Origin of the sequence: Neisseria sp. P0006.S009 (genome assembly GCF_051962915.1) — a bacterium.
In the GTDB taxonomy this organism is placed as follows: Bacteria; Pseudomonadota; Gammaproteobacteria; order Burkholderiales; family Neisseriaceae; genus Neisseria; species Neisseria subflava_E.
In genome coordinates this window covers 203,500-218,416 of the sequence record NZ_JBQCUV010000004.1, presented here as the reverse complement: position 1 = coordinate 218,416, position 14,917 = coordinate 203,500, and the positions used below count along the sequence as shown (strand labels likewise).

Sequence of the window (14,917 nt, the reverse complement as noted above, 5' to 3'; positions counted from 1 at the left end):
GTTCCTAATAATTTTCAGACGGCCTGTTTAAACGGCTGCCGATATGGTTATGGAACGATATTGTCCTGCGCCCTATCTTCAAACGGAAAGAATGCTTTTCTATTTCTTTATAACCAAAGCGTCTGCTGCTGGTTTTTCGGCAGCAAATGACTCACGCCGATACCGATCAGGCGGAAGGCGTCTTCGCGTTGCGGCGGTATGCGTTGCAGCAAAGTATGCGCCGCCTGAAGCAGCGAGGCGCTGTCGGGAAGGACGGAAGAATACGTCAGCGAACGCGTGATAATGCGGAAATCGTGGGTTTTGAGTTTGAGGGTAACGCCTTTGGCTTCGACGTTTTTGCGTTCAACCTGCCGCCAGAGGTCTTCGGCAAGGTGCGGCAAATGGCTTGAAGCCTGCGCCAAAGACAAATCTTCGGGCAAAGTAATTTCGGTTGAGATTTGCAGGCGTTCGCGTTCGGCTTTGACCGGCCGCTCGTCGATACCGCGTGCCAAATCGTAAAGGCGGTAGCCGTAGCGACCGAAATGGTTTAAAAGTTCGCCGCGCTCAAAACGGCGCAAATCGCCGGCGGTCTGCATACCGAGGGCATTCATCTTTTTCAGCGTGACTTTGCCGACACCGGGAATCTTACCCAACGGCAGGCTCTCCAAAAACGCCATGATTTTTTGCGGCGGCAGCACAAACTGCCCGTTTGGCTTGCGCCAGTCGGAAGCGATTTTGGCCAAAAACTTATTGGGCGCGATGCCCGCGGAGGCTGTCAAACCGGTTTCTTCAAAAATTTCAGCACGAATACGTTTGGCCACCTCGCTAGCGTACGGGATATTTTCAAAATTTCGGGTAACATCCAAATAGGCTTCATCCAAAGACAAAGGCTCGATCAAATCAGTATAACGCCGAAACACGGCATGAATCTGCGCCGACACTTGGCGGTACCAATCGAAATGCGGCGGCACAAACACCGCCTGCGGACACAGCCTTTTCGCCGTCGCCACCGACATGGCCGAGTGCAAACCGAATTTGCGCGCTTCATAAGACGCGGCACAAATGACCGACCGCGTACCGTCCCACGCCACAACGACGGGCAGTCCTTTCAATTGCGGCTGCTCGCGCAGTTCTACCGAAGCATAGAATGCGTCCATATCGATATGGATGATTTTGCGTTGGGACATGGGAAAAGATGGATAAGAAAAAGGCTTATTGTAACAAAAGGCCGTCTGAAGTTTCAGACGGCCTCTATGTTTAAGCCTTATTTTTTACTGGAAAGCTGGTCAAACAATCCGCCATCGGCAAAGAATTTTTTCATGATTTCTTCCCACGGACCAAATTTCTCATTCGGATTGAAAGTTTCAATATCGGGGAAGTCGGCTTTGTGTTTGGCCAACACTTCGGCATTGCGCGGACGCAGGTAAAGATTGGCGGCCAACTCTTGGGCCGGTTCGCTCCAGAGGTTTTGCAGATAGGCTTCGGCAGCGGCGCGTGTGCCTTTTTTATCGACCACGCTGTCCACGACGGCAACCGGCGCTTCGGAAAGAATGGTGTAGCTCGGATAGACGATTTCAAACTGGTCTTGGGTCAGCTTTTTGCTGACGTAGTTGGCCTCATTTTCAAAGGTAACCAAAACATCGCCGATATGGCGTTGGCTGAAAGTCGTCGTTGCTGCGCGGCCGCCGTTTTCAAATACCGGCGTGTTTTTCAGCAATGCGGCCACAAAATCTTTGGTTTTGCCTTCATCGCCGTTATTGACTTTCAAACCATAACCGTACGCACCCAAAAAGGCGTAGCGGCCGTTACCGGTGGTTTTCGGGTTCGCCAAAACGATTTGCACGCCGTCTTTGGCCAAATCGCCCCAGTCTTGGATGTGTTTTGGATTGCCTTTGCGCACCAAGAAAACGACATTGCTGGTATAAGGCACGGCATTGTCCGGCAGGCGCGTGTTCCAATCGGCTTTGACCAAACCTTTTTTCACCAAAAGCTCGATATCGGAAGTCTGGTTCATGGTCACCACATCGGCAGCCAAACCGTTGGCGACAGCCAAAGCCTGCTTGCTGGAGCCGCCGTGCGATTGTTGGACTTCAACCGACTGCCCGCCGTTTTTTTCGGCAAATTCTTTGACAAATAAAGGATTGTATTCTTTATAAAAATCACGGGCGACATCGTAGGAGACATTCAGCAATTTGACTTCGCTCCCCTTACCTCCGGCAGCTTGAGAAGCATTGTCGGCGGATTGTTCGGCTTTTGGCGAGCACGCGCTCAAAGCCAGCGCGGCGGTTAATGCGGCAAAAGAAAGCGTACGGATATTCATGGTCGGCTCCTGTTGAAAATATGGGAGCACTTTATCGGGATTGGATGCAAACTGGAAATAATGTTTGCTTTCGCGTTTATCAGTTTTGGTTATATACAATCCGGGCTGAAGATGGGAAAAAATGCCCACTCAGATAAACATCACAATAAATTGTATATAAATTAATTAGATAAAGATTAAAGCAACTATTTACACAGGATAAACATACGTTGCAAACAGCATTACCTAATACTTCAGGCCGTCTGAAAATTCAATATAAATAATTATTTATAATTAAAAAATATAGTTCTTATTATTTACAAAAAATGCAAATAAGAGTAATGTTTCTACTCGCCAAAATACAAGGCCTTTCATTCAACAACAAAATGGAGTGTAGAAACTATGAAACAATGGATGCTTTTAGGATTGCTGGGATTGGGCGCAGTGGCACAGGCACACGATGTTTGGGTGGCCGCACCGACACATCAGCCTGCCGGCAAAATCCTGCATGCGGATTTGGGTTACAGCCACGACTTCCCCAATGTCGAAAAAATCGCCGATGACCGCGTGCATATTTTCAAACCGCTGCAATTGACCGACAGCTCAAAGAAAACCGTTGATTTGGTAAATAAGGGCGAAAACTATCAATACGTTTCCAAAGCCGCCCTGCCCGCAGGCTCCTACTGGGTCAGCGCGACCTACCAACCGACTTTCTGGTCGAAAAACCAAGACGGCTGGAAACAGCAAACCTTGAAACAGCTGGCCGGTGCCACCTATTGCGAACAATCGCAAATGTTCGGCAAGAGTTTCGTCCACGTGGGCAACGGCGCAGTCGATGAAGCGGTATTGACCCGCCCTATCGGCCAAGAGCTGGAACTGGTTCCGCTGAAAAATCCGAACGCAGTCAAAGCCGGCGGTATTTTGCCGGTCAAAGTCCTGTACAAAGGAGAGCCTTTGGTTAAAGCCACCGTTACCGCCAGCTCGGACACTTTGGCCGAAATGGACTTGGAATCAACCCATGACCACCGCGAGCCTCAGGGCTTCTCCGGCAAAACCGATAAAAACGGCGTGGTCAATGTGATTACGCTGATTGACGGCTTGTGGAAAATCAAAGTGGTGAACGAGACCGATTACGGCGATAAAAGCGTATGTCAGAAAGACAATACTTACGCAACGCTGGTCGTGCCTGTCGGTACCAAACGCGCGGCTGCACGCCATGCCCACCACCATCAACATTAACAGCCATTAAAAAAGGCCGTCTGAACTTTCAGACGGCCTTAATTTATTCCCATTCATAACCCAAATTTCTAAAAAAACGGGAGTATGTTTCCAATTTATCCTCATTCAATTGGGCAAACCGGACACGGTTGCAGCCGGTCAAGACCACATTGCCCATCCAATGCGCCCCAAAGACGCGCTCTAAAGGGACATTCCTCATTTGATTGATAAACGGTACTTCTGAAGAAAATTGCGTCGCAATATTCGGAGGCGCGAATTTCAAACCCAAGTCCTGCAATCTATAACGGTGTTGCGCCGTCAAAAACATATCCTCGTGGTGCAGACGCACCAGCCATTCCATACCGGCAATTTTTCCGTCTTCCGGCGGCAAAGGCGGCCGGATTTCTACATTTAAGCCCAGCTGTCGCGGCATGGTTAAAAGCCGCCTGCTGCGCAGGCTGAAACCGCCGTTCTGCGGCTCGTCCAAATTCGGAGAAGTCTGAATCAGATGTTGTTTGGCCAAATATTGGTCGGTTCCCTTCAGGAAAAACTGCCCGTCGGCTTCGGTTTCCAACAAAATCGGCAAAGGTGCGCCGATATAGTCATATTCCCGATAGGCATCCTGCCAGTTTTGACCGTTTAACACCCAGCCGTCATTTTGAACAATCAAACAATAATCGGTTTCGATGTAATACATCAGTTGGTACAAAATAAACAGATTGTATTCCAGATAACCGAATTTCCGGCAAGGCTGATGCAGGATATTTTCCGGCAAACCTTGCGGACAGCTCGGGCTGATCAGCAATCCACGGCTGCCGGGCAATTCGGCACAGCTGCGGATAATGGCATACATCGTGCCCTCGGTATAAGAATCTGCACCGGTAATACCAACCACGGTAATGTCAGCAAAACTCATTATATGTTTCTCCTGTTTCAGACGGCCTTTGAGTTATTTACGACGCCTTATTGCAAATTTCTTTCAAGCGATACAAGGCATCCAAGGCTTCGCGCGGCGTGAGGTTGTCGGGCTGAATTTGCGCCAAAGCTTCAGCCAATTCATTGGTCTGCAAATTATCAACAGGTTCAATTTCTTGTGTTTTCCCTTCCTCATCTGCCCCATTTTCAGACGGCATGGCGCTGAAAATATCCAACTGCGGACGGTTGGCGGCGGCTTGGTTTTCCAAATCGTTTAAGTGCTTTTGAGCTGCTTTCAAAGCGCGGTTGGGCAGGCCGGCGAGTTTGGCGACGGCGATGCCGTAGCTTTTGCTGGCGGGGCCGGGTTCGATGTGGTGGAGGAAGACGATGTCTTGTCCTTGCTCAAGCGCGGAGAGGTGCATGTTGACTGCTGTTGCGTGGGCTTCGGGCAGTTTGGTCAACTCGAAATAGTGGGTGGCGAAGAGGCTGAAGGATTTGTTTTTTTGCAGCAAATGTTCGGCAATGGCTTGGGCAAGGGCGAGGCCGTCAAAAGTCGAAGTGCCGCGACCGACTTCGTCCATGAGGACGAGGGATTGCTCGGTGGCGTGGTGGAGGATGTAGGCGGTTTCGCTCATTTCGACCATGAAGGTCGAACGATTGGAAGCTAAATCGTCCGATGCGCCGATACGGGTAAAGATTTGGTCGACGGGGCCGATTTGGGCTGAATCGGCAGGCACGAAGCTGCCGGTGTGCGCCATGAGGACAATATGGGCGACTTGGCGCATGTAGGTGGATTTGCCGCCCATGTTGGGACCGGTTAAAAGCATAAGGCGGTGTTTGTGGTCGAGGCGGGTGTGGTTGGCGGTGAAGTGGCGCACTTGCTGCTCGACGACGGGATGGCGGCCGTTTTCGATATGGATGACCGGATAGTCAGCGAACTCGGGACAGACGAAGCCGCGTTCGGCGGCGGTGGCGGCGAAGGTAGAGAGTACGTCCAGCGCGGCGGCAGCTTTGGCTGCTTTTTGAAGCTGCGGCAAGGCCGTCTGAACTTCTTTCAGCAGGGCTTCAAACAGGCGTTTTTCCAGTGCCAATGCCTGCTCTTGCGCGGTCAGGACTTTGTCTTCAAAGGTTTTGAGTTCTGGGGTGATGAAGCGTTCGGCGTTTTTCAGGGTCTGGCGGCGTTGGTAGTCGGCAGGCGCTTGTTCGGCTTGAATTTTGGATAGCTCGATGTAGAAGCCGTGGACGCGGTTGAACTCGACTTTGAGGGTGGAGAGGCCGGTGCGTTCACGTTCGCGCGCTTCAAGCTCAAGCAGGAATTCGTCGCCGTGGTTTTGGATGTGGCGCAACTCGTCAAGTTCTGCGCAATAACCTTGGTTGATGACACCGCCGTCTTTGAGCCAGACGGCAGGCTCGGGCATCACGGCGGCTTTAAGGGTTTCGGCAACGTGCAGGGTTTCGGGGAAAACGGCTTTGAGGGTTTCCAACAGGCTGCTTCCCTCGGCGGACAATTCGATTTCGGACAGGGCAAACAGGCTGTCGCGCAGAGCGGCGAGGTCGCGCGGGCGGGCGTTGCCGACGGCGATGCGGGCGGCGATGCGTTCGATGTCCGCGATGTTTTTCAGACGGCCTTGCAGGGTTTCGTATTGCGAACCCAGCGCGGCAACGGCTTCTTGGCGGGCGCGGATGTGGGCGCGGCTGCGTAAGGGGTGGTGCAGCCAGAGTGCCAAGAGGCGGCTGCCCATGTGGGTGGCGCAGCCGTCGAGTATGGAAAACAGGGTCGGCGATTTTTTGCCGGAGAGGGTTTGCGTGATTTCGAGATTGCGGCGCGTGGCGGCGTCCATACCGATATATTGGCTGTCGGTTTCGAGCGAAATGCCGTCTAAGTGTTGCGGCATCAGGTTTTGCGTCAGGCGGATGTAGTTCAACAGCGCGCCCGCCGCGCCAACGGCGGCTTCGTGTTCCTTGCCGTCCAAACCGAAGCCGTGCAGATCTTGGCAGCCGAAGTATTCGGTCAACAATTTCGCGCCCGCATCGGCGGCAAACTGCCATGAGTTTAGGCGCGTGATGTTGGCAGAGGTTGCCTGAAAACCATTAGGCAGACTTTTGCCTTCGGGCAACAGGATTTCCGCCGCCTGCAAACGCGCCAGCTCATCGGCAAGTTTGTCCACCGTCGTCAGCTTGGTTTTAAATTCGCCGCTTTGCAAAGATGCCCACGCGATGGCGATGTGTTTTTTATCCGCGTTCACCGCCGCGATGCGGTTGGTTTCCTTGTCTTCCAAAAACGCCGCGTCGGTCAGCGTGCCGGGCGTAACGATGCGCACGACTTTGCGCTCCACCGGCCCTTTGCCCGCGCCGACTTCGCCCACCTGCTCGCACACTGCCACGCTTTTGCCCATCTTCACCAGCCGCGCCAGATACTGCTCCGCCGCGTGGAACGGCACGCCCGCCATCTTAATCGGCACGCCGTCCATCTGCCCGCGCGTGGTCAGGGTGATATCCAATAGCTTCGCCGCTTCCACCGCGTCATCCAAAAATAGCTCATAAAAATCGCCCATGCGGTAAAACACCAGCTTGTCAGCGTGTTGCGATTTGATGGCGAGATACTGCTGCATCATCGGGGAAACGGTGGGTTTGGACATGGAAAAGCCTTAGAAACGCAAAAGCGTTATTGTAACAAAAGGCCGTCTGAAAAACAGGTTTCAGACGGCCTTTAACAGCAGCTTGGTTTTAAGCCAAAGCCACTTCCAAATTATCAATCAGGCGCGTGGTACCCAAACGGGCGGCGGCAAGCACCACCAATTCTTTATCGCCAACATGAGCCACTGCCAAGCTGTGTGCATGGCGGATTTCAACGTAATCAACCACCCAGCCAGCATCAGTCAAACGGCGGATACATTCGGCCTCAAGCTGGGCGTAATCCCGATTGCCGTTTTTCAGGGCGGCGGCAATGTTTTGCAACTCTTGATAGAGGCGGGGCGCTTCTGCACGCTCTGCTTCGCTCAAATATTGGTTGCGGCTGGAAAGTGCCAGGCCGTCTGAAGCGCGGCCGGTGTCGACCGGGACGATTTCGATATTGAAATTCAAGTCTTCGACAAAGCCTTTGATAATCGCCAGCTGCTGATAGTCTTTTTTGCCGAAACAGGCGGTATCGGGTTGAACGATGTTGAACAACTTGGTCACAACGGTCGCAACGCCGCGGAAATGGCCCGGGCGGAATTTACCGCACAATTCGTTTTGCAGGTGCGGAGGCTCGACATTAAAACGCTGTTCCACATTCGGATACAGCTCTTTTTCATCAGGTGCGAACACGACGGCAACGCCCTCGCCTGCCAATTTGTCGGCATCTTGTTGCAAAGTGCGCGGATATTTGTCGAAATCTTCGCCTTGTCCGAATTGCAGGCGGTTGACAAAAATGCTGACCACAACGTTATCGGCACGTTTTTTCGCTTCGCGCACCAGCGCAAGATGGCCTTCGTGCAGATTGCCCATGGTCGGCACAAATGCCACTTTTCCGGCAGTTTTGCGCCACTCGCGCAATTCTTTAATCGTATGAATAATTTGCATGGTTTGAAAAATCCTTTATCTTTTCCGCCGTTTCATCAACGGAAATCACGCGCCGATTATACGCTTTTATTCATCAAAAAGGCCGTCTGAAATAAGTTTCAGACGGCCTGGTTTTTATTTTATCCGGCAAACGTATGTTCGACAGATGGGAACGTTTTTGCTTTGACTTCGTCCACATAGGCTTTGACCGCAGCTTGAACGCTGTCTTTGCCCTGCATAAAGTTCTTCACGAATTTGGCGGTTTTACCGGGGAAGATGCCGAGCATATCGTGCATCACCAAAACCTGACCGTCGCAATCCACGCCTGCGCCAATACCGATGGTCGGGCAAGAAACGGTCTCGGTCACTTTTTTCGCCAATTCTGCAGGAACGCATTCCATCAATACGATTGCTGCACCTGCCGCATCATGTGCTTTGGCGTCGTTGAGCAACGCTTCCGCCTTGTCGCCGCGGCCTTGAACTTTATAGCCGCCGAATGCAAACACGGATTGCGGAGTCAGGCCGATGTGGGCGCAAACAGGGATACCGCGCATTTGCAGAAATTCAGTGGTCTCCGCCATCCAGACACCGCCTTCGAGCTTGACCATATGCGCGCCGGCCGCCATCAACTCAGCCGCCGCTGCAAATGCCTGCTCTTTGCTCTGCTGATACGCGCCAAACGGCAAGTCGCTGACAATCATGGCATTTTTAGTACCGCGAGCCACGCATTCAGTGTGGTAGCACATATCCTGCAAGCTCACCGGCAACGTGGACTGACGACCTTGCACCGCCATGCCCAAAGAATCGCCTACCAGCAGCACATCTACGCCGGCATTGTCCATCAGCGCGGCAAAGCTGGATTCATAAGCGGTCAGCATGGCGATTTTTTCGCCCTCTGCTTTCATTTTTTGCAAAGTGTTTACGGTAATCATGGTGTTCTGTGTGTTCCGCCCGACGGGCAGCCCTTTGTTGTAATGGAAACGCGGTATTATAAGGTCTGCTTTTAAAATATCAAAGCATAAGCAAAAAGCCCGACTGCTTTCACAATCGGGCTTTTAATTGGTGCCGGCACCAAGAGTCGAACTCGGGACCCCCTGATTACAAGTCAGGTGCTCTACCAACTGAGCTATACCGGCTTACTGAAATGCCTTGCAACACCATCAGTCTTTAACTGGTGCCGGCACCAAGAGTCGAACTCGGGACCCCCTGATTACAAGTCAGGTGCTCTACCAACTGAGCTATACCGGCAAGGAAGTCGGCATTATGCCGATAAGTTCCCATCTTGGCAAGCATTTTCAAACAAAGTTACTCACAAAATTATAAAAACCAATGATTTTAAAGAAAATTAAATACCTGCCTTATCTTCCAATCCAACACACGCAAAGGCCGTCTGAAAACCGCCCCAGCGCAAAATATCATTGTTTCTGTTAAAATAACGCCTTTTACATCTTTCGTCTGCCCCCATGCCACCCCGCCATCCTTACCGCCGCCTGCGCCCAGCCAAATCCCACCTGCCCGAAGTCGGCATTTCCGAAGAAGGCAATATCCGTTCCCTGCACTTGGGCAGCGACACCATTCAAAGCTCCATGAATGTCGATCATCCGTCCGAGCTGGTGTTGTCGTACAGCCGCGCCATGATAGGTTGGCTGCTGTTTGCAGAAACCCCGCCCAAACACATCACCCAAATCGGCTTGGGCGGAGGCTCGTTTGCCCGTTGGATAGACAGCTATCTGCCCCACACCAAGCAAACCGCCGTGGACATCAATCCGCAAGTCATCGCCGTAGCGCGCAGCCTGTTTGAATTGCCGCACGAAGGCGAAAATTTTGAAATTATCGAGGCAGATGGCGCGGAATATATTAAAGTGTTCCGCCACAATACCGATGTGATTTTGGTAGATGGTTTTGACGGCGAACAGATTATCGATGATTTGGTAGAAGAACCATTCTTCCAAGACTGCCGCAATGCCCTCTCCCCCGACGGCGTATTTGTCACCAACTGGTGGAGTGGCGACCAGCGTTATCAACGCTTTGTCGAACGCCTGCTCAACGTCTTTGACGGCCGCGTGCTCGAGCTGCCTGCTGAGAGCCACGGCAACGTAGCGGTCATGGCATTCCAAAGTAGCCCTAAAGAACAAAATCTCGACAACCTGAAAAAACGCGCCGAAAAATTAAGCGAAAAATACGGCTTGGACTTCAAACGGATGCTTGCTGATTTGAAAGCCAACAACCAAAACAACGGCAAGAATTTTTATCTGTAAACCGCTTCAGGCCGTCTGAAAAAACAAACAAGGACACACTCATGCTCAAACCCGATATCATTCAAATCCCCGGCCCGGCCGGTTTGCTGGAAACCATCTACCTGCCAAGCACACAAGAATCCGCCCGCGGCGTTGCCGTCATCAACCACCCAAATCCCCTGCAAGGCGGCACCAACACCAACAAAGTCATCCAAACCGCCGCCAAAGCCCTCAGCCAGCTCGGTTTCCATTGCTACCTGCCCAATTTGCGCGGCGTAGGCAATAGCGAAGGCGTACACGACTACGGCCGCGGCGAAACGCAAGACTGTATTGCCGTTATCGACTACGCCCGCGCGCAACATCCTGACGCGCCGCAATTCGTCCTGGCCGGTTTCTCATTCGGCGGCTACGTTTCCACCTTTGCCGCACAAGCGCGCACGCCTGATTTACTGTTGCTGATGGGTGCCGCCGTCCATCACTACACCGACCGCCCGGAACCATCCAACGTTCCTGATGTCGCCAAAACATTGATGATTCATGGCGCGGAAGACGAAGTCGTCGAAATCAACAAAGCCCTGACATGGGCAGAACCCCAAGGCCTGCCAGTTGTCACCATTGCCGGTTCGTCCCACTTCTTCCACGGCAAACTCATCGTTTTGCGCGATACGATCACACGGTTTGCACCGGCTTTATTAGGTTAAAATCCGGCTACAAAATAAAACAAGGCCGTCTGAAAGCTTTTTCAGACGGCCTTGTTTGTATGAAACCTTATTATCTAACTATCAGGCTCAAGTATTCAGAAGTCCATCAAGGATTTTCTGCTTAACATATCAATTCTGAGTCAACCAATACTGCAAACCAATCAAAGTCTTACCATCTTTGATTCCATCGTTTGCCAATGCAGCGCGTACTTCTTCCTTGCTCATCAAGACGGTTTCAGTAATTTCATCCTCATCATTGCTCAACTCGCTGCCCAAACGCACGCCTTGCGCTTGGTAGAGATACATTTTTTCATCGCAAAAACCGACTGCGGTATAAAAGGAGTACAACAGTTTGACGCTATCAGCGACATATGGCGTTTCTTCCGCCAACTCACGCAAAGCGCATTCGGCAGGATCTTCGTCCGCTACATCCAATTTACCCGCCGGCAATTCCAACGTCGCCTGATCGGCGGCATAACGCCATTGGCGCACCAAAACAACTTTACCATCTTCCGTTTCAGCCAATACACACGCAGCCCCCGGATGACGGATCACAACCCGTTGGCTTTCGTTGCCGTTGGGCAGGCGAACCCGATCGCGGCTGATGGTAACAAAAGAACCTTCGTAGATTGGCTCACTGCTTAATTTAGTTTCTTTCAAATCCATTTTTTACCTCATTTCCAAATTATTAAATATTAAAGGCCGTCTGAAATCCTTTTTCAGACGGCATAGATAAGCCCTATTCCCGAGTGCGTTCAATTTCAATACCAACCTGCGCCACATCAGGCAAGATACCGGGTTTCACAATACGGACGCGCACTTTGGCCGCACCAAAATCATTTAAAATCAATTGGGCGATATGTTCCGCCAAAGTTTCCAGCAGTAAAAAATCCTGTTCGGCAAGGCTGAGGCGTACGACTTCGCATACTTCGCCATAATGGATGGTGTCGCCGATATCGTCGCTCGTGCCGGTACGCTCGGGAACACTGATTTCCAAATCCAAAATCAAAGTCTGTTTACGCTCGCGTTCCCAATCATATACGCCGATTAAAGTATCGGCCTTCATGCCGTACAAAAAGATTTTATCCATTTGCCTGTCCGTTTTTTTGATAGAATAACCGTTCCCATTTTAAGTAAAGCACCCAAAATGTTCAATGTACTCGCCATTATTGCCGCCTATCTTATCGGCTCCCTGTCTTTTGCCGTCATCGTATCAAAATATTACGGCATGGACGATCCGCGCACTTACGGCTCCGGCAACCCCGGTGCCACCAACGTCTTGCGCAGCGGTAAGAAAAAAGCGGCCGCACTGACCCTGCTCGGCGATGCAGTAAAAGGCTTGGTTGCCGTCATCTTAGCACGCTGTCTGCAAGATGCTTTAAATTTGTCTGATGCAACGATAGCACTGGTTGCCATCGCCGCATTGGTCGGCCATATGTGGCCAATATTTTTCAATTTTAAAGGCGGCAAAGGCGTAGCCACCGCATTAGGCGTCTTGCTCGCCCTCTCCCCCGCAACCGCCTTGCTTTGCGCCTTGATTTGGCTGGTCATGGCATTCGGTTTCAAAGTCTCCTCCCTCGCCGCACTGGTCGCCACCGTCTGCTCACCCATCTTCGCCTTCTTCATGATGCCACACGCCTCTTGGGCATGGGCAACTGTATTCATTGCCGCATTGGTGTTATACCGCCATAAAAGCAATATTCAAAATCTGATTCAAGGAAAAGAAAGCAAAATCGGAGATAAAGCCGGAAAATCTTAAAAGCGTAGATATATTCAAATAAAAGGCCGTCTGAAAGTATATTTTTCAGACGGCCTTAATAGTTTTTACTCACTCATAATCAGTCAATCTTAATATATTCCACCGACAGAATCTCTATAACCTCACGTCCTTCCGGTGTATCCAAGACAACTTCATCCCCTTCACGTGCTTTTATCAGGCTGCGCGCCAAAGGGGAAATCCATGAGATTTTGTTTTTAGCGGTATCGATTTCATCTACGCCGACGATTTTGACGGTTTGTTCACGACCGTCTCCGCGCAGTAAGCCAACGGTGGCGCTGAAAAAAATCTGGTCCGTGGCTTCACGCGCTTCTGGATCGACGACGACAGCGGCTTCCAAGCGTTTGGTTAGGAAGCGGATACGGCGGTCGATTTCGCGCATACGGCGTTTACCGTAAAGATAGTCGCCATTTTCGCTGCGGTCGCCATTGCTTGCCGCCCAGTTAACGATTTGGACGATTTCCGGGCGTTCTTTGTTGACCAGATGATAAAGTTCGTCTTTCAATGCCTGCCAACCGGTAGGCGTGATGTAATTTTTGGTTTCGGTACTCATGATGTGTCTAAAACATAATTAAAGGCCGTCTGAACGTTGATTTTCAGACGGCCTTTATTGTAAGTCAATTTACTTTATTCTTCATCATCGCTATCGCTGATACTAATGCTGTGTTCCATTTTGCTTGGATGTACTTTCAAGCCGCCGCAACCTGATTTTTCGGCGGAGAGGCGGTTTAGGTATGCTTCGTCGATATCGCCGGTTTGATAAACACCGTTAAAGCATGAGGAATCAAAGGATTCAATTTTTGGATTGAGTGCTTTAACTACTGCTTCCAAGTCTTCTAAGTTTTGGAAGACGATGCCGTCTGCGCCAATCTCGGTTGCGATTTCTGCTGCGCTGCGGCCGTTTGCAATCAGTTCTTCACGGGTCGGCATATCGATACCGTACACATTTGGATAGCGCACTTCGGGAGCTGCAGAAGCAATGTAGACTTTGCGTGCACCTGCCGCGCGTACCATTTCAACGATTTCACGGCTGGTCGTACCGCGCACGATGGAGTCATCCACCAACAAAACGCTTTTGCCGTTAAACTCGGTTTCCATCGGGCTGAGTTTTTGGCGTACTGATTTTTTGCGTGTTGCTTGGCCGGGCATAATAAAGGTGCGGCCGATGTAGCGGTTTTTAATCAGACCTTCGCGGTAAGGTTTTTCGAGATGGACGGCAAGCTCCATCGCGCTGGGTCGGCTGGTATCGGGAATCGGCATCACGACATCGATATCATCGACAGGCAGCTCGTGTTTGATTTTTTCTGCCAAAGATACGCCCATATCCATACGGGACTGATAAACGGAAACGCCATCGATGACGGAGTCTGGGCGGGCAAAATAAACATATTCAAAAAGACAAGGGCTTAATTTGGCTTTATCGCTGCATTGACGGGAAATAATCGTGCCGTCAAAACCAATAAATACGGCTTCGCCCGGCTGGATATCGCGTTCCAAATCATAGGCAAGCGCGTTGAAAGCAACTGATTCAGAGGCAACGGCATACGATTTTTTACCGGATTCGTCAATTTGCGAACCCAAAACCAATGGACGGATACCGAAAGGATCCCGGAAAGCCAGCATACCATATCCGGCAATCATGGCCACTACGCCATACGCGCCGCGCACTAAGCGGTGTACTTCGGAAACGGCGTTGAAAATATTGTCGATGGTAAGTTGATAAGGGGCTGTATTTTTAGAAACTTCGCGGCGTAATTCGTGCGCGAATACATTGAGTAGGACTTCAGAATCGGAGCTGGTATTAACGTGGCGCAGGTGTTTGTTGCATACGTTTTCATAGAGCTCTTCGGTATTGGTCAGATTACCATTGTGTGCTAAAACAATGCCGAATGGAGAGCTGACATAAAACGGCTGGGCTTCTGCGCTGCTGCCCGCATTGCCTGCAGTCGGATAGCGGACATGTGCAATGCCTGCATTACCGACCAAGTCGCGCATATTACGGGTACGGAACACTTCGCGCACCATGCCTTTGCCCTTGTGCATATGAAATATATTGCCTTCGGCAGTAACAATACCTGCTGCGTCCTGACCACGGTGTTGCAACATCTGCAAACCATCATACAACATCTGATTGACCGGCTCATGACTAACCAAACCTAATACACCACACATATCGTGCTTCTCCGAGTTTGAAGATTAAATGGGTAAGCTGTCATTATAAAATAATTTAGATGAGTTTGCTCGAATT

14 protein-coding genes and 2 tRNA genes are annotated in these 14,917 nt (G+C 50.9%); 4 read left to right on the top strand and 12 right to left on the bottom strand.

Features of this window, described 5'->3' with window-relative positions:
• Positions 1 to 107: 107 nt before the first annotated feature.
• Together dinB and ACTHTK_RS08795 are read right to left on the bottom strand one after the other, a co-directional pair.
• On the bottom strand, positions 108 to 1,166 hold the full coding sequence (dinB, locus tag ACTHTK_RS08800) for a DNA polymerase IV (protein ID WP_107723079.1): 1,059 nt from the start codon (positions 1,164 to 1,166) through the stop codon (positions 108 to 110).
• A 77-nt stretch (positions 1,167 to 1,243) separates the two neighbouring features.
• Positions 1,244 to 2,293 (bottom strand): sulfate ABC transporter substrate-binding protein, encoded by a 1,050-nt coding sequence (locus ACTHTK_RS08795; protein WP_199903855.1) that lies wholly within the window; start codon positions 2,291 to 2,293, stop codon positions 1,244 to 1,246.
• A gap of 387 nt (positions 2,294 to 2,680) precedes the next feature.
• On the opposite strand from ACTHTK_RS08795, the gene ACTHTK_RS08790 reads away from it, so the two are divergent.
• Positions 2,681 to 3,517 (top strand): DUF4198 domain-containing protein, encoded by an 837-nt coding sequence (locus ACTHTK_RS08790; protein ID WP_440378177.1) that lies wholly within the window; start codon positions 2,681 to 2,683, stop codon positions 3,515 to 3,517.
• Between the two features lie 43 nt (positions 3,518 to 3,560).
• On the opposite strand, the gene ACTHTK_RS08785 is transcribed toward ACTHTK_RS08790, so the two are convergent.
• The 6 genes from ACTHTK_RS08785 to ACTHTK_RS08760 all read right to left on the bottom strand — a co-directional run bounded on the left by ACTHTK_RS08785 (position 3,561) and on the right by ACTHTK_RS08760 (position 9,202).
• Positions 3,561 to 4,412 (bottom strand): DUF5672 family protein, encoded by an 852-nt coding sequence (locus ACTHTK_RS08785; protein WP_440378176.1) that lies wholly within the window; start codon positions 4,410 to 4,412, stop codon positions 3,561 to 3,563.
• Positions 4,413 to 4,449: 37 nt separating this feature from the next.
• Positions 4,450 to 7,050, bottom strand: coding sequence for a DNA mismatch repair protein MutS (gene mutS / locus ACTHTK_RS08780; RefSeq protein ID WP_440378175.1), 2,601 nt, complete (start codon positions 7,048 to 7,050; stop codon positions 4,450 to 4,452).
• Positions 7,051 to 7,138: 88 nt separating this feature from the next.
• Positions 7,139 to 7,975 (bottom strand): pantoate--beta-alanine ligase, encoded by an 837-nt coding sequence (panC, locus tag ACTHTK_RS08775; protein ID WP_285069873.1) that lies wholly within the window; start codon positions 7,973 to 7,975, stop codon positions 7,139 to 7,141.
• A gap of 119 nt (positions 7,976 to 8,094) precedes the next feature.
• A complete protein-coding gene (gene panB / locus ACTHTK_RS08770; RefSeq protein ID WP_049333454.1) occupies positions 8,095 to 8,886 on the bottom strand; it encodes a 3-methyl-2-oxobutanoate hydroxymethyltransferase in 792 nt (263 codons plus the stop codon).
• Between the two features lie 128 nt (positions 8,887 to 9,014).
• Positions 9,015 to 9,090, bottom strand: a tRNA-Thr gene (locus ACTHTK_RS08765).
• A 36-nt stretch (positions 9,091 to 9,126) separates the two neighbouring features.
• Positions 9,127 to 9,202: transfer RNA gene (locus ACTHTK_RS08760), tRNA-Thr, on the bottom strand.
• A gap of 215 nt (positions 9,203 to 9,417) precedes the next feature.
• Here ACTHTK_RS08760 and ACTHTK_RS08755 point away from each other — a divergent pair.
• Positions 9,418 to 10,212, top strand: a complete 795-nt coding sequence (locus tag ACTHTK_RS08755) for a polyamine aminopropyltransferase (protein WP_440378174.1) — start codon at positions 9,418 to 9,420, stop codon at positions 10,210 to 10,212.
• Positions 10,213 to 10,253: 41 nt separating this feature from the next.
• Positions 10,254 to 10,892, top strand: a complete 639-nt coding sequence (locus ACTHTK_RS08750; RefSeq protein ID WP_440378173.1) for an alpha/beta hydrolase — start codon at positions 10,254 to 10,256, stop codon at positions 10,890 to 10,892.
• Positions 10,893 to 11,021: 129 nt separating this feature from the next.
• Here the strand turns inward: ACTHTK_RS08750 and ACTHTK_RS08745 are convergent, their stop codons facing one another.
• Both ACTHTK_RS08745 and folB read right to left on the bottom strand, forming a co-directional pair.
• Positions 11,022 to 11,558: an NUDIX hydrolase gene (locus ACTHTK_RS08745; protein ID WP_440378172.1), complete on the bottom strand. Its 537-nt coding sequence runs from the start codon at positions 11,556 to 11,558 to the stop codon at positions 11,022 to 11,024.
• 73 nt (positions 11,559 to 11,631) lie between these two features.
• A complete protein-coding gene (gene folB / locus ACTHTK_RS08740; protein WP_070646806.1) occupies positions 11,632 to 11,982 on the bottom strand; it encodes a dihydroneopterin aldolase in 351 nt (116 codons plus the stop codon).
• 57 nt (positions 11,983 to 12,039) lie between these two features.
• Here folB and plsY point away from each other — a divergent pair, with 57 nt between their 5' ends.
• A complete protein-coding gene (gene plsY, locus ACTHTK_RS08735) occupies positions 12,040 to 12,651 on the top strand; it encodes a glycerol-3-phosphate 1-O-acyltransferase PlsY (RefSeq protein WP_371459066.1) in 612 nt (203 codons plus the stop codon).
• A 79-nt stretch (positions 12,652 to 12,730) separates the two neighbouring features.
• On the opposite strand, the gene greB is transcribed toward plsY, so the two are convergent.
• Both greB and purF read right to left on the bottom strand, forming a co-directional pair.
• Positions 12,731 to 13,222 carry a transcription elongation factor GreB gene (greB, locus tag ACTHTK_RS08730; protein ID WP_003685038.1) on the bottom strand — a complete coding sequence of 164 codons (492 nt, stop codon included), beginning with the start codon at positions 13,220 to 13,222 and terminating at the stop codon, positions 12,731 to 12,733.
• A gap of 74 nt (positions 13,223 to 13,296) precedes the next feature.
• The gene (purF, locus tag ACTHTK_RS08725) at positions 13,297 to 14,841 is read right to left on the bottom strand and encodes an amidophosphoribosyltransferase (protein ID WP_107723069.1); all 1,545 of its coding nucleotides are present in this window, start codon (positions 14,839 to 14,841) and stop codon (positions 13,297 to 13,299) included.
• Positions 14,842 to 14,917 lie beyond the last annotated feature (76 nt).